Source organism: Paenibacillus phytorum (assembly GCF_013141715.1).
Lineage (GTDB): Bacteria > Bacillota > Bacilli > Paenibacillales > NBRC-103111 > Paenibacillus_E > Paenibacillus_E phytorum.
The window spans coordinates 41,276-61,649 of record NZ_WHOA01000126.1 but is presented as its reverse complement, the minus strand read 5'-3'; the positions used below and the strand labels follow the sequence as shown (position 1 = coordinate 61,649).

At 45.1% G+C, this 20,374-nt stretch carries 18 protein-coding genes; 17 read left to right on the top strand and 1 reads right to left on the bottom strand.

Going from position 1 to position 20,374, the window contains the following annotated elements:
* Positions 1 to 5 precede the first annotated feature (5 nt).
* The 11 genes from glmM (at position 6) to GC098_RS19470 (ending at position 14,984) form a co-directional block, all read left to right on the top strand.
* A complete protein-coding gene (glmM, locus tag GC098_RS19520) occupies positions 6 to 1,346 on the top strand; it encodes a phosphoglucosamine mutase (protein ID WP_171644932.1) in 1,341 nt (446 codons plus the stop codon).
* 474 nt (positions 1,347 to 1,820) lie between these two features.
* Positions 1,821 to 3,650, top strand: a complete 1,830-nt coding sequence (gene glmS / locus GC098_RS19515; RefSeq protein WP_171644931.1) for a glutamine--fructose-6-phosphate transaminase (isomerizing) — start codon at positions 1,821 to 1,823, stop codon at positions 3,648 to 3,650.
* Between the two features lie 279 nt (positions 3,651 to 3,929).
* Entirely contained in the window at positions 3,930 to 5,081 is a 1,152-nt protein-coding gene (locus GC098_RS19510; RefSeq protein ID WP_171644930.1) for a glycerate kinase, read from the top strand.
* 77 nt (positions 5,082 to 5,158) lie between these two features.
* A complete protein-coding gene (locus GC098_RS19505; RefSeq protein WP_171644929.1) occupies positions 5,159 to 6,145 on the top strand; it encodes a 2-hydroxyacid dehydrogenase in 987 nt (328 codons plus the stop codon).
* Between the two features lie 206 nt (positions 6,146 to 6,351).
* The gene (locus tag GC098_RS19500; protein ID WP_171644928.1) at positions 6,352 to 7,470 is read left to right on the top strand and encodes a GntR family transcriptional regulator; all 1,119 of its coding nucleotides are present in this window, start codon (positions 6,352 to 6,354) and stop codon (positions 7,468 to 7,470) included.
* Positions 7,471 to 7,868: 398 nt separating this feature from the next.
* Positions 7,869 to 9,215 carry an ABC transporter substrate-binding protein gene (locus GC098_RS19495; RefSeq protein WP_171644927.1) on the top strand — a complete coding sequence of 449 codons (1,347 nt, stop codon included), beginning with the start codon at positions 7,869 to 7,871 and terminating at the stop codon, positions 9,213 to 9,215.
* A gap of 71 nt (positions 9,216 to 9,286) precedes the next feature.
* Positions 9,287 to 10,225, top strand: a complete 939-nt coding sequence (locus tag GC098_RS19490) for a carbohydrate ABC transporter permease (RefSeq protein ID WP_171644926.1) — start codon at positions 9,287 to 9,289, stop codon at positions 10,223 to 10,225.
* A gap of 16 nt (positions 10,226 to 10,241) precedes the next feature.
* The gene (locus GC098_RS19485; RefSeq protein WP_171644925.1) at positions 10,242 to 11,078 is read left to right on the top strand and encodes a carbohydrate ABC transporter permease; all 837 of its coding nucleotides are present in this window, start codon (positions 10,242 to 10,244) and stop codon (positions 11,076 to 11,078) included.
* Positions 11,079 to 11,245: 167 nt separating this feature from the next.
* The gene (locus tag GC098_RS19480; RefSeq protein ID WP_171644924.1) at positions 11,246 to 12,712 is read left to right on the top strand and encodes a spore germination protein; all 1,467 of its coding nucleotides are present in this window, start codon (positions 11,246 to 11,248) and stop codon (positions 12,710 to 12,712) included.
* Positions 12,713 to 12,719: 7 nt separating this feature from the next.
* Positions 12,720 to 13,838 (top strand): GerAB/ArcD/ProY family transporter, encoded by a 1,119-nt coding sequence (locus tag GC098_RS19475; RefSeq protein ID WP_246358729.1) that lies wholly within the window; start codon positions 12,720 to 12,722, stop codon positions 13,836 to 13,838.
* 24 nt (positions 13,839 to 13,862) lie between these two features.
* Positions 13,863 to 14,984: a Ger(x)C family spore germination protein gene (locus GC098_RS19470; protein ID WP_171644922.1), complete on the top strand. Its 1,122-nt coding sequence runs from the start codon at positions 13,863 to 13,865 to the stop codon at positions 14,982 to 14,984.
* 103 nt (positions 14,985 to 15,087) lie between these two features.
* Here the strand turns inward: GC098_RS19470 and GC098_RS19465 are convergent, their stop codons facing one another.
* Positions 15,088 to 16,044, bottom strand: coding sequence for an MBL fold metallo-hydrolase (locus tag GC098_RS19465; RefSeq protein ID WP_171644921.1), 957 nt, complete (start codon positions 16,042 to 16,044; stop codon positions 15,088 to 15,090).
* 178 nt (positions 16,045 to 16,222) lie between these two features.
* On the opposite strand from GC098_RS19465, the gene GC098_RS19460 reads away from it, so the two are divergent.
* From GC098_RS19460 to GC098_RS19435, 6 genes are all read left to right on the top strand, one after another.
* Positions 16,223 to 16,747 (top strand): DoxX family membrane protein, encoded by a 525-nt coding sequence (locus GC098_RS19460; RefSeq protein ID WP_171644920.1) that lies wholly within the window; start codon positions 16,223 to 16,225, stop codon positions 16,745 to 16,747.
* A 129-nt stretch (positions 16,748 to 16,876) separates the two neighbouring features.
* Positions 16,877 to 17,488: a molybdenum cofactor guanylyltransferase gene (gene mobA / locus GC098_RS19455; protein ID WP_171644919.1), complete on the top strand. Its 612-nt coding sequence runs from the start codon at positions 16,877 to 16,879 to the stop codon at positions 17,486 to 17,488.
* A 108-nt stretch (positions 17,489 to 17,596) separates the two neighbouring features.
* The gene (locus GC098_RS19450; protein ID WP_376773907.1) at positions 17,597 to 17,761 is read left to right on the top strand and encodes a cytochrome c oxidase subunit 2A; all 165 of its coding nucleotides are present in this window, start codon (positions 17,597 to 17,599) and stop codon (positions 17,759 to 17,761) included.
* 34 nt (positions 17,762 to 17,795) lie between these two features.
* Positions 17,796 to 18,266 (top strand): cytochrome c oxidase subunit II, encoded by a 471-nt coding sequence (locus GC098_RS19445; protein WP_171644918.1) that lies wholly within the window; start codon positions 17,796 to 17,798, stop codon positions 18,264 to 18,266.
* Positions 18,267 to 18,297: 31 nt separating this feature from the next.
* Entirely contained in the window at positions 18,298 to 19,962 is a 1,665-nt protein-coding gene (locus GC098_RS19440; protein ID WP_171644917.1) for a b(o/a)3-type cytochrome-c oxidase subunit 1, read from the top strand.
* 91 nt (positions 19,963 to 20,053) lie between these two features.
* Positions 20,054 to 20,359 (top strand): STAS domain-containing protein, encoded by a 306-nt coding sequence (locus tag GC098_RS19435; RefSeq protein WP_171644916.1) that lies wholly within the window; start codon positions 20,054 to 20,056, stop codon positions 20,357 to 20,359.
* Positions 20,360 to 20,374: the final 15 nt, after the last annotated feature.

Genomic DNA, 20,374 nt, shown 5'->3' with positions numbered 1-20,374 from the left:
TAAACATGGGGAAATATTTTGGTACAGATGGTGTGCGAGGAGTCGCTAATGGCGAACTGACACCAGAATTAGCTTATAAAGTAGGCCGCTGTGGCGGATATGTATTAACGAGACAGGCTAAGCATCCGAAGGTCGTTATCGGGAGAGATACACGGATCTCGGGTCCAATGCTGGAAGCTTCACTCGTAGCAGGCTTGCTATCGATTGGTGTTGAGGTTATTCGCATTGGTGTCGTTAGCACACCGGCGGTAGCATATTTAACGAAAAAGCTCGGAGCAGATGCGGGCGTTATGATTTCGGCTTCGCATAATCCGGTTGAGGATAACGGGATTAAGTTCTTTGGAGGCGACGGCTTCAAGTTGCTAGACGAGACGGAGCTTGAAATTGAGCAGCTGCTTGACGCAGCTGTGGATGAATTGCCTCGCCCCGTTGGCGGCGAGATTGGCACGGTTTCCGATGAGCCAGATGCGAAATTCGCCTATCTGGCGTTCTTGAAGGAGACGGTATCCGAGTCTTTCGCCGGATACAAGGTTGTTCTGGACTGCGCGAATGGCTCAGCCTTCGAGCTGGCCCCTACAGTATTCCGCGAGCTAGGAGCGGAAGTTATCACCATCGGCGCTGAGCCGAACGGCCGCAATATCAACGATCAGTGCGGCTCCACGCATCCTGAGAAGCTTCGCGCAGAAGTGGTGAAACATGGCGCAGCCATTGGTCTTGCTTTTGACGGCGACGCGGATCGTCTGATCGCGATCGATGAGACTGGTGAAGAAGTCGACGGCGACTTCATCCTTAGCATTCTAGGAGATGCGCTGAATCGCACAGGGAAGCTGAACCACGGCACGATTGTGACGACGGTGATGGCGAACATTGGCTTTTTCAAAGGGATTGAAAAAGCGGGTCTTAAAGCTATGCAAACCGCTGTAGGCGATCGCTACGTGATGGAAGAGATGCGTAAAGGCGGTTATAACTTAGGCGGAGAGCAGTCGGGGCATGTCATCTTCCTCGATTACATCTCGACCGGAGATGGGATTCTGACGGCTTTACAGCTGGTAAACACCATTGTCCAATCGGGGCGCAAGCTTAGTGAATTAAAAGGAATTATGCGTAAGTTCCCGCAGTTGTTGGTTAATATTCGCGTTGCGGATAAAAGTAAGCTCAAGGACAACGCTGTGATTGAGGAAGCCATTAGAAAAGTGGAAGAAGAACTTGGAGATAACGGCCGCGTGCTGGTCCGACCTTCGGGAACGGAATCGTTGATCCGTGTTATGGCTGAAGGTCCTGACAAAGAACAAGTTGAAGCTTATGTTCATGATATTGCTAAGGTTATTCAAGAGCAATTAGTATAAAAGGCAGGGACATGTGGATCCCCCTTTCATGCTTATTGCTAATTGGGGGATTTTCCAAGAAAAAATAAGTTGCGCGTTCGCGCTAAAATGAATATGATGTATTTGACTCAAGAAGGAAAGGCAGGATAGTGGTTAATTAAGCAACAAATAGCGCCAGAACTCGCAAGCGGGACGGAAATGTAGTGAGATTGCTACTACTACGCAGGTGAGTTGACGAGGTGAAGGTGTTCGAAACATTCGGCGGGGACCTTCCGGCATGAGGAGTGCCGTTAAGTTGGAGAGCAAAAACGTTTGGGCGACCAGGCTGACAAGTATCCAACATCTACTTAATTATTATATATGAACGTAATGATTGTCCTTATATATGGTTTATTTGATTTGCCGTTTTTCTTGTCTAGTTGATTGATTTTTAAACCAGGATCTTTGAAAAATAGCCCTTTAAGAAGAGGCTTATAAAACTATGGAGGTACTACTATGTGTGGAATTGTTGGTTATATTGGAAAGCGTAATTCTCAGGAAATTTTATTGGAAGGGCTCAAAAAGCTCGAATATAGAGGCTATGACTCTGCAGGTGTAGCTGTTTACACGGCGGATGGTTTACAAATTAAGAAGGCAAAAGGCCGCATCGCGAATCTTGAATCCAAGCTGGATGAGACTCCACTGAACGGAAGCGTTGGAATCGGACATACGCGTTGGGCGACACACGGTAAGCCTTCGGATGTGAACTCTCATCCTCATACGGATAACTCGATGAAGTTTTCAGTTGTGCACAACGGTATTATCGAAAATTATATTAGCCTCAAAGAAGAGTTGACTGCGAAAGGTCATAAATTTGTATCTGAGACGGACACAGAAGTTATTTCTCACTTAATCGCTGATTTGTACGAAGGAGATATCCTCAAAGCTGTTCAAAAAGCGGTAAAGCTTATGACAGGTGCATTCGCGTTAGGCGTACTGACAGAATATGAACCGGATCGCCTTGTTGCTGTGCGTCAGGCTAGTCCTTTGATTATCGGTATTGGTGAAGGCGAGAATTTTATTGGTTCGGACATCCCAGCTATTCTTGAATATACACGTAATGTGTTTATTTTGAATGATGGCGAAATGGCGCTTTTGACGCGTGATGCTGTCGAATTAATGACTTTAGAGGGGAATTTTATTTCCAGGGAAATGTTTCATGTCGATTGGGACATTGTAACTGCTGAAAAAGCCGGATTTGATCACTTTATGCTGAAAGAAATCTATGACCAACCTAAAGCGTACCGCGATACCATGGGCAGCCGTATATCACCTGATGGTCTTGGCGTGACGCTGAATGAGCTTAAGATTACAGCTGAAGCGATTCGCAACATTAACCGTGTTCATATTGTTGCCTGTGGTACAGCCTATCATGCAGGTATGGTTGGTAAGTATGTTATTGAGAAATTGGCGCGCATTCCGGTGGAAACGGATGTTGCCTCTGAATATCGTTATCGTTCACCGATTATCACGAAGGATACGCTTGTCATCGTAGTTAGCCAGTCTGGTGAGACGGCTGATACGCTTGCTGCGCTTCGTGAAGCTAAACGTTGTGGTGCGCATGTACTGGCCATTACGAATGTGGTAGGAAGCTCAGTAGCACGTGAAGCAGATGATGTGATCACAACTTGGGCGGGCCTAGAGATTGCAGTAGCATCTACGAAGGGATATACATCGCAGTTAATTGCTTTCTATTTGCTCGGTCTGCACCTGGCTCAAACGTTAGGGACACAAACATCGGATGAAATTAAAGAAACGGTTAAGGCCTTGAAAGAGCTGCCAGCTCAAGTGGAAGAAATTTTGGCGCAAGCGGAAGCTATTAAAGTAGTTGCTGAGGAGATGGCTAAGCATGACAATCTCTTCTTCATCGGAAGAGGCTTGGATTATGCAGTTGCCATGGAAGGATCTTTGAAGCTGAAAGAGATTTCTTACATTCATTCAGAAGCTTATGCAGCAGGTGAATTGAAGCACGGTACACTAGCGCTAATCGAGGATGGTGTTCCGGTGATTGCGTTGGCTACTCAGCATGAGCTGCTTGAAAAAACGGTAAGCAATATTAAAGAAGTGAAAGCGCGCGGCGCAAATGTACTTGGGATTGCCGTAGAAGGTGAGCTAGAGCTGCAGAAGTCTGTAGATAGCACTTTCGTTATTCCGAAGACGCTGGATGTTCTATCACCTGCGTTGGCGGTAATACCGCTTCAGCTGCTTTCGTATTACGCATCGTTGGCGCGTGGTAATGATGTTGATAAGCCTCGTAATTTGGCGAAAAGTGTGACAGTGGAGTAGGCTGCTGTTTGCTTTTTGTACAAAAATTAATTTTTTAGACTGTGATAATAAAGTTGTACATTGACTTTTCTGGGTAATTCATCCAATTATAACTTCAAGATTACATCACGCATCTGAACCCCGAAATTATGTTTTTCATAATTTCGGGGTTCTTTGTATTTAAGAAGGCTCATAGATGCAATTAAGGTAAAGATGATCTGATCGAAGCTCATGGTGACTGGTTGCCAAAATTTGTGTAAACTAATAGTAATGTGAACGAAGCAAGGGGGGGCCTAGCCAATGAAGGTGGTCATAGCTATCGATTCTTTTAAGGGCAGCGTTTCATCGATGGAAGGAAGCAGAGAGATCGCTTTAGGCATTAAAGAGGTTTACCCTAATGCGGATATTGTAAGTTTCCCTATAGCTGATGGCGGTGAAGGAACGGTAGAAGCGCTTGTATATGGAACAGGCGGACAGCTTCAATCTGTTAAGGTTACAGGCCCCCTTATGGAGCCGGTTCAGGCAACCTATGGAATAACAGGTAACGGAAAAACAGCTGTAATTGAGGTGGCGGCTGCCTGTGGATTGCCGCTAGTGCCTGAGGCAAGCAGGAATCCGATGTTTACAACAACCCATGGAGTCGGCGAGCTTATTGCACATGCGATAGGGCAAGGCTGCCGTGAATTTATCATTGGACTCGGCGGAAGTGCGACGAACGATGCGGGTGTGGGAATGCTTCAGGCTTTAGGGTACCGTTTCAAGGACCAAGAGGGCAATGATGTTGGTCCAGGTGGGAATGCCCTAGGCAAGATTCATCGTATTGACTCTGCCCATGTACATCCGGAATTAAGACAATGTGAGTTTAAGATTGCCTGCGACGTCAATAATCCGCTGTACGGACCTAACGGAGCGGCTTACGTGTTTGCCCCTCAAAAAGGAGCAAATCCCGCAATGGTGGAGGAGCTGGATCGTGGCTTATACCTGTTTGCCGGTGTCGTCGAGAAGGAACTTGGTGTAAACCTTCAAGACATCCCTGGAGCAGGTGCGGCTGGTGGACTTGGAGCGGCATTTGCTGCTTTTTTAAAGGCGGAGATGCAATCGGGTGTTGGGCTGGTACTGGACAAGATCGGATTAAAGGAGAGCATGGCGGGGGCTGATTTCGTGATAACAGGAGAGGGGAAGCTTGATGGACAAACGTCGATGGGCAAAGCTCCATTGGGAGTTGCTGCGCTTGCGCATGCCCAAGGCATTCCGGTTATTGCGTTAGCTGGTGGAGTTACCAAAGAGGCCTCGGTATTGAACGACCTAGGCGTTACTTCTTTTCATTCCATTATCAGCGCTCCTATGTCTCTTGAACAAGCCATGGATCCTGTTGAAACGCGATATCATCTTAGAAGTACAACCAAACAATTATTCAGATTAATTCAAGCAGTGAAAGCTGTGGAAAAATAGCGAAATGTAGTATACCGATAACTCCTGATCTGGGGAGGGGTTGGTATATTTGCATGTTAGGAAGGGGAGAAACCGTTATGGCGAAATATAAGGTGGTATTAACAAAAGAAACATGGCCTGCTGCCATGGAAAGAATTGAACAGCATTGTGAGGTAAAAGTTTGGAAGGAAGCTGAACCGATCCCACGGACATTATTACTCGAATGGTTAAAAGATGCGGAGGGTTTATTCAGCACAGGTGATGTAAAGGTAGACGAAGATTTGTTGGCTAATGCTCATCAATTAAGAGTCGTAGCACAATCGTCGGTGGGGTACGACAATATTGATATCGATGCCTGCACAAGGAGGGGAATCCCCTTCGGGAATACGCCTGGCGTGCTTGTTGAAACAACGGCAGATCTAGCCTTTGCTTTATTGCTGGGCGCAGCTCGCCGAATTCATGAATGTTGGGATTTTGTCAAATCAGGCAAATGGGAAAGTACTAACAACATTCCTTTCGGTGTAGATTTGTATGGGAAAACTCTCGGTATCGTAGGCATGGGGGATATCGGCTGCGCTGTAGCTAGGAGAGCTAAGGCGTGCGGGCTGAACATTATTTACTATAACCGCACAAGGCGTATGGATGATCAGTTACTCGAAGCGAGATATGTCGACTTTAGGGACTTGCTGCAAGAGTCCGATTTTATCATTACCCTCGTTCCTTTATCTAATCAAAGCCGGGGAATGTTTGGAGCTAAGGAGTTTGCGCAGATGAAGCCCTCAGCTTATTTTATCAATGCGGCACGCGGGTCTATTGTGAACACCGAGGCCCTTTACGAAGCATTGAAAAGCAAACAAATTGCATATGCAGCTTTAGATGTGACCGACCCAGAACCCCTTGCGGGAGACAATCCATTACTTAGCCTTCCGAATATCTTAATAACCCCGCATATAGGTAGTGCAACCTACGAGACGAGAAATCGCATGGCACATTTAGCTGCGGATAATTTATTGGCAGGTCTTGGTAGACAAGCACTTCCAACTTGTGTGAATCCAACCGTTAATTATCCACAGGGAGCCCTTTAAGGGTTGTCCCCTTTTGAAAAAACCAAAAGTAGAGAAGATGACATCTGAAAGAAAGTCCCGATGAAGAACACACTCATCGGGCTTCTTTATATTGAAAAGTGGTATAGTGAAGGAAAGCATGCGGCTCTTTTCAAATGTTTGGATTGAAAATCATTCATGAAATGATATACTTAGTATATTAACTACATGGTGTTAGGGTGAATTGGATGGAAGGACATTTATATGAACAGCTTTATAAACATATCCTTCATGAGATTAAAGAGGGACAATTGAAGGCAGGAGATCGCGTATCTTCCGAAAAAGAATTGGCCGAACGGTTTGGCGTCAGCCGCATTACTTCCAAAAAAGCGTTGGAGAAGTTGGCCGAAGCGGGGGTCATCAAACGCATTCAGGGAAAAGGTTCGTTTGTTGCGGATGGTATCAGAGGGGGATTGGAGCACAAACGTCATTCGGAGGAAATAACGAGTCTGGAATCCGATGAAAAAGAAAGACCGTTGATCGCGTTCATTATTCCGAATTTTTCCGACGAATTCGGCCAGCAACTGCTTCGATCGATGGAAAAGCAGAGCGCTGAGCACAAATATGATCTGATCATCAAGCGAACTCGTGGGAGCAGGGAGGAAGAAGAACGTGCAATCCAGCTGTTTGTTCGTCTAGGCATCAAAGGCTTAATCGTGACTCCCATCCATGGCCAACATTATAATGCTGAACTGCTTCGCCTCGTATTGGACAAATTTCCCGTTGTATTTGTCGATAGATACTTAAAAGGAATTCCGGTTTGCTCCGTATACACGGACAATAAGAAAGCCGCCCAGGATCTTACGATTCATCTGATTGGGAGAGGCCACGATAAAATCGCCTTCTTGTCTCCTCCGGAGGAAAACACATCAACCTTGGAGGAAAGGCTGCTTGGGTATACCTTGGCTTTTACTCAAGAGGGATTAAAGCTAAATCAGGACTATTGTTTGACGAATTTAAAGGGTACCCTCCCCATGAACCTGGACGGAACCGCAATCGATAGTGATAAAGAGACGATTCAGCGCTTTTTGGAACAATACCCTGATGTAAAGGCATTTGTCGCCTCGGAGTTTCTAGTCGCAACAATGCTGGCTCAGGTCATCGATTCGTTGGGGAAATCACTGGAGGAATACGATATCGTTTGTTTCGATTCACTCAACGATTACCTAGGGAAGCCGATATTCACTCACATTCAACAAGACGAGAAGCGGATGGGCGAAGAAGCGGTGGACTTGCTTGTCTCGCAGTTAATCGGAGAAGCGGTCCCCGAACAGAGAATTATCGAACATCGGATGGTCATCAAATAGCTGGTAACGGTGATTGAATAGCAATTGAAAAAAACATGGTTAAGCCATGTTTTTTTGTTTTGTTTGGCTTACCCTATACAGACAATATCTCTTCAAAAAAAGTCTGGAATAGGTGAATTTTTAGACAAGCATGTCGCGAAATTGAAGTTGACATGATATGTCCGGAGATATTAATATACTCAGTATACATAAACATACTATTTTGATGGAAATGAGGTGGAGTGGCTCCCTCCCAAGGATTCAAAATCGTATATTCACAACGATGTAAACGCATACATAATTGCGTGTGATATCAATTGACTTTTGATGTCATGTTCAGCTGAATTTTTATAGGAGGTGAGCTAGGTTTACAGGAAGTGAAGTTGAATAACAAAACTTACCTTAAGGGGGATTTATGTATGAGAAAATCCAAAAAACTCGCATTTCCAACACTGGTATCTGTTCTCACTATTTCAGTTCTTGCAACCGCATGTTCATCAACTACGCCAACTACGGGAGGCAGTAATTCAACCACTCCATCAACCGCTGCAGCCTCGAACGAAAAAGGCGGACAAGGTAATGTAACTGTCACTATGTGGCACGGTCTAACCTCAATCGATTTGGACAATATGAATAAAGTCGTGAAAGCATTTGAAGAAAAAAATCCCACGATCAAAATCAAATTGGTGTATACAGAATCCAATGAGGGCGCCGATCAGAAGCTGCTTACTGCGGTTGCAGGTGGCAACCCTCCAGATATTGCCTATTTCGACCGATTTAAGGTCGGCTCATGGGCAGCGCAAGGTTCATTGACTGACCTATCTACGATGGCTGCTGGAGCTGGAATAAGTAAGAACTCATATTATCCATTTGCATGGGACGAGTCCAGTTATAAAGGCAAGTTATATGCTATTCCGTTAGGTACGGACTCACGTTTGTTGTTTTACAATAAGGATCATTTCAAAGAAGTTGGGCTCGACCCCAACAATCCTCCCAAAACGCTTGCCGAGCTCGAAGCGGCTTCTGAAAAGTTGACTATCAAGGATGGCAAACGTTTCAAACGAATTGGTTTTATTCCATGGTATTCACAAGGCTGGCTATACAGCTGGGGATGGTCATTTGGGGGAGACTTCCAAGATAAATCAACAGGCAAAATCACTGCGAATGATCCTAAAGTCGTAGATGCGCTTCAGTGGATGACCGATTTCGGTAAAAAATACAATGTCGAGGACATTGCAGGATTCACAAGCGCAGCCGGTACGGATGAAATGGATCCATTCATTTCCGGTCAAATCAGTATGAAGATAAGTGGAAACTGGACGGTAGCCGGTATCAAAAAATTTAAGCCAAACATGAATTACGGTGTTACACCGATACCGACACCTACGGGATCAAACTTTAGTACGTGGTCGGGCGGCATGTCCCTTATTATCCCTAAAGGCTCCAAGAACATTGAACCTGCTTGGAAGTTCCTTGAATTCTTGGGTAAAGAAGAAGGACAATATTTGTTGAACGCCCAGTCTGGGATGTCGGTTATTGATTCGGTTAACGCCAAGTTCGGGTACAAGGACGATCCAATTATGAAAGAATTCGTCAATATTCTTCCGAATTCACACAACCGTCCGGTCATTCCTGAAGGACAGCTGCTTTGGAATGAATTAGCTTCCGCAACGGAAAAGGCTACTCGCGGTAACGGCAGCCCTAAAGAGAATCTCGATAAAGTGACTGAAACTGTAAACAAGGCTCTAGAAAAATATAATAAATAGGATACTCTATAGGCAGGGGGAGCCTCTCTCTCCTTGCCTATTCATGTATGATATTCGGAAGGAGGATGCACATGGCAAAACCAGCTGAGTCTATTCATGTATTAAAACATACAGCAGCCAGAAAAAAGAGATCATTTCGTACGACAAACTTGATTGGGTGGCTCTTTGCTTCACCTTGGGCTTTAGGTCTCATTTGCTTTTATGCAATTCCAATGTTCGCATCCATCTACTTCAGCTTCACCACTTACAGCATCCTGCAGCCTGGTGAATTTATCGGTCTGAATAATTATAAGGATCTTTTTAATGATCCTTTGTTTTGGAAGTCCATATACAACACGATCTATTTTGCCGTTTTTTTTGTTCCGTTAAGTATATTTTTTGGTGTGGCTCTGGCTATGATGCTAAATATGAAGGTCAAGGGTATGGCTGTATATCGAACGATCTTCTTCTTACCGACCCTTGTGCCGCAGGTGGCTTTGGCCGTACTGTGGATGTGGTTGTTGCATCCAAACTTTGGTTTGGTGAATGGCATGTTAGCAAGCCTAGGTATCGATGGGCCCCCTTGGTTGGGTGGTGAGTCGTGGTCTAAACCCTCTCTCATCCTTATGTCGTTATGGGGTATCGGTCATGCTGTCGTTATCTACCTTGCTGGCTTAGGGGACATCCCAGACGAGTACTACGAAGCAGCGGAAATCGATGGGGCTAATTGGTTTCAGAAAGCGAAAACAGTAACGCTGCCTTTGCTAACTCCTGTTATTTTCTACAATCTGGTGATGGGAACAATCGGTGCGTTTCAACAGTTCACTCTCCCGTACACAATGACCAAAGGGCAAGGAACTCCAGCAAATTCCATGACATTTTATGTCATGTATTTATACGAGAACGGATTTAGATATTTCAAAATGGGCTATGCTTCGGCCATGGCATGGATCTTATTTGTTATTGTTATGGCCTTAACTGCGTTGATTTTCATATCGTCGAAACGTTGGGTTCACTATCAAGGGAAATAAAGGAGGCAATAAAGGAATGAATCCTCTAACTATTAAAAAAATTAACCGAACGTTAGCTCATTTATGCCTAATTATTGCTTCATTCTTTTTCATTATCCCGTTTATTTGGCTGGTCTCAACGTCCTTGAAACCGCTCACACAAATCTTTACATTTCCCCCAGAGTGGATCCCACATCCATTTCAGTGGAGTAACTATTCCAGTGCAGTAGAGTACATCCCTTTCTGGACATATTTAAAAAACACGGCGATTATTACTATAGTTAGTACGCTTGGTGTGATCATATCCTGTCCGTTGGTCGCATATAGTTTTGCCAAGTTGGAGTGGCGCGGTCGCGGCGTGTTGTTCTTCGTTACCCTCGCTGTTATGATGATTCCCGGTCAAGTCACCATGATTCCCCTTTTTCTTTTGTTTACTAAATTAGGTTGGGTTGGAACAGCTCTTCCGCTCATTGTTCCCCAATTTTTTGGAGTACCGTTTTACATCTTCTTATTAAGACAGTTTTTTCTCGGACTGCCCGATGCCCTTCGCGAAGCGGCACGGATAGACGGTGCAAGTGAGTTCCGCATTTATCTGCAAATCATGTTTCCGTTAGCTAAGTCCGCCGTTTTAGCAGTGGCATTGTTTCAGTTTATGGGAAGCTGGACCGATTTCATTGGTCCCTTGCTCTATTTAACCAATGAGCCTACCTATACGGTCTCACTCGGATTGCAGCAATTCCAAAGTCAAAAAGGTTCTGAATGGGGCCTATTAATGGCCGTTTCCACCTTGATGACATTACCTGTTATTATCCTGTTCTTTTTTCTCCAGAAAACGTTTATTAGCGGAATTACCTTTAGCGGTATAAAAGGTTGAAAAGAGAAAGTTTATGTGAATAAATTAGAACAGCTATGGCTTCGCCTTTTTAAAAGGCGAAGCCATTAGCCATTTTAGGGTCTATGTCTTTTTCCTCAAGCTGTTTGCGTTGTTTCCCATGCATAACTATGGAGAAAATATGGATACTATGGTTAAAGGTGATATGTATGGAATTACCGAATTCCGTTGATCTTTTCGAAGAATCATTGAAAAGCCTGCTCCATAATTGTTCGGATCTTATCGTCAAACATGCTAACGATGACCTTAATCTCATTTATTTCGGTAATTTAGTTGACGCAAGTCTCATTAACAATCAACTGCTCAGTTCCCTACAGCAAACCCGGCTAGAACCATTCACGATGGAGGGACTTGCTGAATTAATCCCTATTGGCCAGACCGACCTTACTTGTGAAATGGAGCAAGTCATTATCTTGCTGCTGCGCGGTTGGACAGTGGTATTTAAAGTTGGACAAACAGACGCCATACTGGTCAATACATCTATGCAACCAAGACGATCTCCGTCCATAGCTGAAATCGAAACGAATGTGATCGGGCCTCAGATCGGGTTCACCGAATCGTTGGAAACGAATCTGGGTATCGTTCGAAGCATTATTGCTCATGAAAACCTGTGTAATGAATCATTTGAAATTGGTGAAATAACGAGAACTCAGGTGCAACTGCTTTACTTGAAAGATGTCGCAGAGGAGCAAACCATTAATACACTGCGTCAGCGTATTTCGGAACTAGAGATAGACGGCGTCATCGGCAGCACCCTGCTGGTGCAGCTTATTGAAGATAATTCAATGTCCATTTTCCCTCAAATGATCATAACCGAACGACCCGATCGTGTCAGCTTTAGCTTATTGGAGGGTAAAGTTGTTCTGCTTGTCAATGGCAGCAATTTTGCAATTGTAGGACCAAGTACATTCCTTGATTTTTTCAAATCGCCGGAAGATCATTACCTGCATTGGAATATTGCGATGTTCATAAGAGGATTGAGGTTCTTGGCCATCTTCATCTCCATCTTGCTGACCCCAGCTTATGTGGCTGCCTTAACGTTTCATTATGAGATCATTCCTCCTAGTCTGCTCGTTCCGCTAGCCCAGTCGCGTTCCAAAGTGCCGTTTCCACCTTTGTTTGAATCGTTATTTCTAGAAATTACAATCGAGCTTCTACGTGAAGCCGGGGCTAGACTACCGACCAAGGTTGGACAAACGATGGGCATCGTGGGAGGTATTGTTATCGGACAAGCGGCGGTTCAGGCCGGGTTTACGAGCAACATCTTAATTATGATTGTCGCCTTGGCTGCTCTGTCTTCGTTTACCACACCCATATACTTAATGGGCATTAGTATCCGATTTGTTCGTTTTCCGATGATTATTGCTGCGGGAATATGGGGTGGGATCGGCATTGTGTTCACGATTTGTTTATTACTTATGCATCTGTTACGTCAAACGAGTCTTGGACATCCGTATATGCATCCGATCTTTCCTCCGCGATGGAGGGACATGGTAGATACGGTCATTCGACTTCCTTTTCCACTTCTCTCCGCTCGTTCTACCTTTACACGCACGTCGAATAAGCAAAGGTTCAATAAGAATAAAGCGAAGCAGAAGAAAGACATCGACGAGTAGACGGGTGATGACAAAAATGGAGATTTCCGATAAACCGAGGAAAGGTTTAATGTTTCAAGCGTTCCTACTTATTTTTGTAATTAGTAAAGCCCAATTGGGTGTGGGCGTGCTCGGATTCCAACGAGTCATTTTTAAATCAGCGGGGCATGATGCTTGGATTTCGGTCATTGTGTCCGGTTTAGCCGCACATCTTTCCATTTGGTTGATGATTCGCACGCTAGCGCATTATGATTCTGCGGACTTGTTCGGTATTCATTATGCACTATTCGGAAAATGGGTAGGGCGGATTCTTAGCCTCTTGTTTATGACCTATTTCGCATTCTACGTCTTGACGATCTCCCGCACGTATATTGAAACTGTTCAGTCCTGGATATTTCCCGATTTCCCAACATGGATCCTAATGCTGCTTCTCATTACGCTAATTGCATATGGTCTGACTGGCGGAATTCGAGTGATTATTGGCATGTGCCTGTTTGGTTTTGTTTGTTGGATCATGACCACGCTATTTTTTTATGCGGCGATCAAGCATGCCCAGTGGAGTTTTTTGCTTCCGGTCATGGAAGCCAGGCCTTCCCAGTTGTTACAAGGAGTGAGTAAAATGCCGCTGACACTTGCTGGGTTTGAGGTCATTTACTTTCTGTATCCGTTCATTCGAGATCAACAAAACGCTAATCGTTACGCTCAAATAGGTGTTCTTCTTAGTAACCTGTTTTATTTGTTCGTCATGGTCATTTCTATCGTGTATTATAGTCAAAATCAGATGCCAAAAACGATTTGGGCTACTTTTAGCTTTTTGAAAATTATCCGATTTCCGTTTCTGGAACGATTCGAATACATTGCGATTCCGCTCTGGATGCTTATCTTAGTTTGCAATTTAATGTTATTTACATGGGTTATCCTACGCGGAATGAAGCGTGTTTTTCAGCAAAATCAAAAGCGGACGTTAGCCGTATTCTGTGTCATTCTCTTCGCATGCTCCTTTCTGTTCCAAAAACACGGACAAATATATAAGTTGAACTCGATCTTGAACTCCGTGTCGACCTATGTGATCTTTCTTTATCCACCCCTTCTTTTTCTGTTGGTGAAAACCGTACATGCCTTTAAAAAAAGAACCGTTCAACGCTAGGATTACTCTCGGGGAGTGAAATGCGTGAGAAGACCGTTTTGTCTATCTCTATTGTTGAGCACAGTCGTTTTGTTCTCGGGATGTGTCAAACCATTCATTTTGGAGAATTTGGCACTCGGCATTATTATCGGATATGACTCTCTTGAGAAAGAACGCATTCTTACAACATCGGTCTTGCAAAAAATCGATCCGAGCGCCAGAGAAAAGACGCAGGTTGTAGCCAGCACGGCATATACCAGTAAAGGTTCGCGTGTTTCTTCGAATCGAGAGCTTAGCAAATATTTGGTTGGAGGACAAGTGCGGGTCGTCATGTACGGCAAAAAGCTTGCCTCCAAAGGGATCATCGATCTGGTTGATACCTTGTCCCGTGACCCAACGCTCGGCGATATGATTTACCTTTGCGTTAGCGATGAGGAAGCTTCACATATTCTAACGCATCGCTATCGGGAAATATCGAATATTGGCATGTATCTCTATGAAAACTTAAGACAAAACTCGGAGAGAGAGGAGCTTCCTTCCCCGACGCTCCAAGATTTTCTTCGTGATTATTACAGTGAAGGCAAAGATCCAGTGGTGCCTTTGCTGAAACGAAAGGGCAATGAAGTTTATATCAAAGGACTGGCTTTGTTTCATGATGACCGGATGGTTCATGAAGCTTCGCCGCGGCAAGGATTTCTGCTCAAAGTACTACTCGATACGAAAAAGGTGGGAATCTTCGAACTCGTAGCAGACGCCGAACCTTTAGCGAAGTACATGAAGCATCCAGATAAAGAGGTTAAAATTGTGTTCGCCACTGCGAAAAGCAGCAGTAAAATTAAGCTTCTTGACTCGAAAGTACCAGAATTTATAGTATCGGTGTCCATACAAGGGGATCTTCAAGAAATTTCGACTCCTTATTCCTTTGAAAAGCCCGAGTCGGTATCTGCCTTAGAGAAAGCAATTGGGAAAAAACTGAAGGAGGAAATAGAAACATTCATCGCGAGTTTGCAAGCGAATGAATCTGATGCCGTCGGGTTCGGTGAGGTTTATCGGAGTAAAATAAGAGACTCAAAGCTAACTAAAGCAAAGTGGCACCCCATGTTCAGAGAAGCAAAAATCAACGTTCGCGTAAATTTCACATTGAGACATACAGGTGCTATTGAGTGAAAATGAAAGATCATAAAGCAAAAAGCTGCCATTGGCTTAGTCCAAGGCAGCTTTATTGTTCTTGTCAGTAGATGCGCCCGTCCCAGAAGGACGACGGAGTCGTTTATCCTTGGTCCACCAGTGTTTCCCCGTGTTTCAGCAGTTTAAGACGGCTTGAGTCGAGCTCCCTTCTCTGCCAATCGATCAACAACCGGTCAAGTGCTTCCTGCGGCGTATCATCGGCTAGGCGGAAAGCGCCATAATGCATCGGGATGAACGTCTCGGCCCCTACATCGAGGAATGCCTGAACCGCCTCCTCCGGCGTAACGTGCTGCATACCCATAAACCACTCCGGCTCGTAGGCACCGATTGGCATAAGCGCGTAGCGAATTCCTGGAAATCTCGCTCCGATGTCGCGGAAGCCCTGGAAATATCCGCTGTCGCCGGCAAAATAAATCGCATCGTTGTTTTCCGCGCCATCCACTAGTAACTCTGCTGAGCGATTGATCACCCAGCCTCCCCAAAGTGAACTGTTCGTATCCGTTAGCGTACGCCGAGTCCAATGCTGCGCTGGAACGAAATGAAACTCCAGCGGCCCGACCGTCGTCTTCCCCCACCAAGGCAGCTCATGGACCGTACTCAGCCCAAGCCGCCTTATCTTCATGCCAAGTCCTTCAGGCACTAGTGCGACAGGCGAGCCTTTCAGCTTGCGCAATGATCCGACGTGCAGGTGATCATAATGCGAATGAGAGAGCAAGACGATATCAACTGGCGGTATTTCATCGAGTGTAAGCCCTGGCGCCTCTAGTCTGCGTGCAAAGCCCATCCGGTTGGCCCAAACCGGGTCCGTAACGATCGTCAAGCCCGCCACCTGCAGCAGGAAAGTCGAGTGTCCAATCCAAGTGATCGTTGTTTCGCTGCGATTATGCATAAGCAGCTCTTGCTGCTTATGCTCCGCTTGGCCGATAAGGAAGCTGAGATCCTTGACTTGCCCCTTTCGTTCTTGCCGCCATCGACGAATTTCCTTCCATGTTTTCACCTTCGCGGCTGGATCCGCATTACTATAACGTTTGCGTGCCATAAATCGCTACTCCCCTCAGCAAGCCACCATAAGTCCTTTAAAATAATATCTCCATACCTATTAAGATGTAGAATCTTATCGCTTTTGTCAATGTCCGGTAGGTGTGATCTATTTCACATACCGGAATGTTTTTTCGAAATATAATGAAGCCAGAAAAGAAAAAAAGGAGATGGTTCAAATGATGAAATGGTTAAGGGGAAATCGTTACGCGGCGATGATGTTGACGATTATTCGTTTGTATGTTGGTTGGCAGTGGATGACAGCGGGGTGGCATAAAATTGCCGGAGCAAAGCCATTTGACGCAGCGGGTTATCTGAAAGGTGCAATTGCGAAACCAGTCCTTGAATCGGGAACTACGGATATGGTTTACGCGAATTACGTTGCTTTCTTGAAAAGCTTTGCCCTCCCCAATGTTGGCGTCTTCAATGTTATGGTTCCTTGGGGGGAATTGCTAGTTGGTTTGGGTCTGATACTTGGCGCACTGACGACTACAGCCATATTCTTTGGATTATTAATGAACTTTATGTATATGTTCGCCGGAACGGTTAGCAGCAACCCATGGCTAATACTTCTTGGATTCTTTATCATCGCCGCAGGCGCTAACGCAGGCAAGTTCGGTGTCGATCATCTGATCCTTCCTTATCTTCACAAATGGTTTGATAAATTAATCGATAGACTCCATTTGAAGCCAAAATATAAATAAATGGGAACATTGGAGCGGGTAATTTACAAAGGATGTTCATATATGCGAAAAGAACCTACTCTTTGACTCAGTCCGCTGAAGAAGAGTAGGTGTTTTTTTCTCACTACAAAACGGGATAGAGGGAGTGTGATGGTGATGCTTACGGGCGTCATTTTGGCTGGTGGAGCAAACCGTCGAATGAATGGGGAACTGAAAGCATTACTTCCATTTGGTGGACAGCCTCTCATTGTTCGACAAGTGGATCGGATGAGGATATTGTGTGATGAAATCATTGTTGTAACCAACGATCCCAAGTCGTATCTTCCTATCTTGGACCGTTCGGTACGGATCATTACGGATTTTCACACCGGCAATGGACCGCTTGGGGGCATGCATGCGGGATTGTCGCTAGCTAAGCATTCATCTGTATGGGTTGTTGGTTGTGATATGCCTTTTATTTCGTACAAAGCTGCCGAACTTTTGTGGAACAGAAAGCGGGAAGGCATTGAGGCTGTAGTTCCTCTTGTATCGGGTAATTTAGTTCCCCTGCATGGGATTTATGATCGAGAATGCAAGACTAAGATTCTTCCTCTGCTCAAAAAAGGTGAAACTAGGGTTTCTGCTTTACTGGAACATATTTTCTGGAGTGAGTTAGGGGACGAATATTTGCAGAAGAATGGCGTCGATCTGAAATTCATTGCGAGCATAAAGACCATGGAAGATTATGAGGCTTTCAAACAAACCGTGAAGACGGGGATGTAAGGAATTGTACCCTTTTTCATATACGGAATGTGACATAAATCATAGTGACCCCGGGAGAATGCTCCTAGAATGAGGATAGCTGGATTTTAAGTTGGAGGTGGGTCTGAAATGAGTATTAGAAAGTTAAGCAATGAGCAGTCCGAACAAATGATGACAAACAAGGCAGATCAAGAACCAGTATTGAAAGGCACATTTGCATCGGTCATGCTGCTTGGGGCTTTTTTGGCCATAACCTGGGTCGCTGTATTTCTATTATTTCTGTACAGACAGTAGTTCATTTCACGATTAGAAAAGGATGGTTAAAGCCATGCATATTCATAAACTTGAGAAAATTTGGCTAGCAATTGGCATCAGCATGCTGTTCGTGTTCCTTGGCGTATTGGGTGTTTCAGCGTTTGCCATGGGGGTAAAGCCACCAAGTGAGCATCATCATCGGATCGATCCTGCGAAAGTAACAGAGACAGCACCTTTTGACAAACTAGGATTGTTTAAGACCGGAGAAAAAGAATACGAAGCGGTGATGACCGCATTTACATTCGGATATGCCCCAGACAAGATGGAAGTTCCTGTTGGTGCAACGATCAAGTTTGTAGTAACGAGCCAGGATGTCGTTCACGGCTTCGAAATACCAGGAACGAATGTAAATATGATGATTGTTCCAGGCGAAATCAGCCAAGTGACGCATACGTTTACGAAACCAGGTGAGTACCTGATTTTGTGCAACGAATATTGCGGTGGAGCGCATGAATATATGAAAACGACGATTATCGTGAAATGACGGGAAGAAGCACAGAAGGGTGGAAGTTTGCATGAAGAAAGGACAATTGGATTTGTTTGAAAATAAATTCGATCTCAAAGACGGGAAGCTGGTCGTTGCACACATCATCGTGGCTTTCATAGCACTGCTCATCGGAGGGATTGCGGGACTGCTGCAAACGTTAGTGAAGAGCGGGACGGTTAAGCTGCCATACGGAATCGGTTATTACGAACTGCTGACTGCGCATGGCGTTTTGATGGCGATCGTATTTACGACCTATTTTATTATAGGCTTTCTATACTCAGGCATTTCATACACGTTAGGCGGAAAACTGCTTCCGATTGTTAACCGTATGGGATGGCTTGGATTTGCTTTAATGACGGTGGGAACAGCCCTCGGGGTAGCGATGGTTTTGACAGGAAAAGCGAGCGTACTTTATACGTTCTATGCGCCTATGAAAGCTTCTCCTTACTTTTACATCGGATTAGCCCTATTGGTGGTAGGAAGCTGGATTAGCGGGTGGGGCATCTTCTATCAACTGAAGTATTGGAAAAAGACGCATCAAGGCAAGATCTCTCCGTTGTTTGCATTTATGGCGGTTATCACGTTCCTTATGTGGCAAATTGCTACGATCGGGGTTGCTGCCGAGGTGCTGATTCAGCTCATTCCATGGTCTTTCGGATGGGTGGAAACGATTAATGTGATGCTCAGCCGTACTTTGTTCTGGTACTTCGGCCATCCGCTTGTGTATTTCTGGTTGATGCCTGCGTATATGTGCTGGTATGTGATTATTCCGAAAATTATCGGAGGCAAAATCTACAGCGACGCGCTCGCCAGATTGTCCTTTATCCTCCTTCTGCTGTTTTCGATTCCGGTTGGCTTTCATCATCAATTGATGGAGCCGGGCATTAGCTCATTCTGGAAGTACTTGCAGGTTGTCTTGACCTTCATGGTGGTCGTTCCGTCGCTGATGACCGCATTCTCGTTATTTGCAACTTTTGAGATAAATGGTCGTGCCAAGGGTGCCAAAGGGCTGTTCGGTTGGATAAAAGTCATGCCATGGAAAGATGTGCGATTCTTCGCGCCATTCCTGGGCATGCTGATCTTTATTCCAGCTGGCGCAGGCGGATTAATTAATGCAAGTAATCAAATGAACGCAGTGGTTCACAATACGTTATGGGTAACGGGGCACTTTCACTTAACGGTTGCGACTAGTGTGGCGCTCACGTTCTTCGGAATTACGTACTGGCTGCTTCCGGCTGTAACGGGCCGTGTGCTTACTAAGCGCATGAACAAGCTTGGGATTATTCAAACGATCATTTGGTGCGTAGGCATGTTCTTTATGTCAGGTGCGATGCATCTTGTCGGACTATTCGGTGCACCGCGGAGAACGGCATTCACGACCTATGAGGGAAATGCGGATGCGGCAAGTTGGATGCCCTATTATGTATTCATGGCTATTGGCGGCACGATATTATTCATTGGCGTATTGTTGATGGTGTACAATGTCTTCGCCCTGCTTCGGGCGCCAAAGGGTGTGACAGAGTATCCAATCGGCGAAGCGATGGAGCAAGCAGAAGCTACTCCGGCCTATTTGGATCGTTGGAGTGTGTGGATCAGCTTATCGGTGGCGCTGATATTGATTGCTTATACGGTACCGTTAATGGATATGATAATGCATCCAGGCGTCGGTTCCAAAGGGTTTATCACTTGGTAAAAGGAAAGAAGCACCGGATTTTATGTGAATAAAAGCTGGTGCTTTTTCAAAATGAAGTGAGGCTGGAAAATAGGGACCTGGAGGGGTAACAATGTTTCTAGATGTTCGAGTGTCTGGCGGACAGGTGAAGGTAACGCCTAGGGGTAAAATTTATGTGGACGAAGCAACGATCATAAGGGAGAAGCTATTTCCCTATATGGTCAAAGGGTGTAAGCAATTTGTTTTTAACTTATCCGAGGTGGACTATATCGATAGTTCCGGACTTGGCGTATTGGTTGCGCTTCAGAAGAGAGCCCATCTTAATGGCGGCGGGGTGGTCATTCTGGGTCTACAGGGGGATGTCAAAGCACTATTCGAGCTGACACGCTTAACGAACGTTTTTGAGATTCAACCCTAATTTTGTCATATTCAC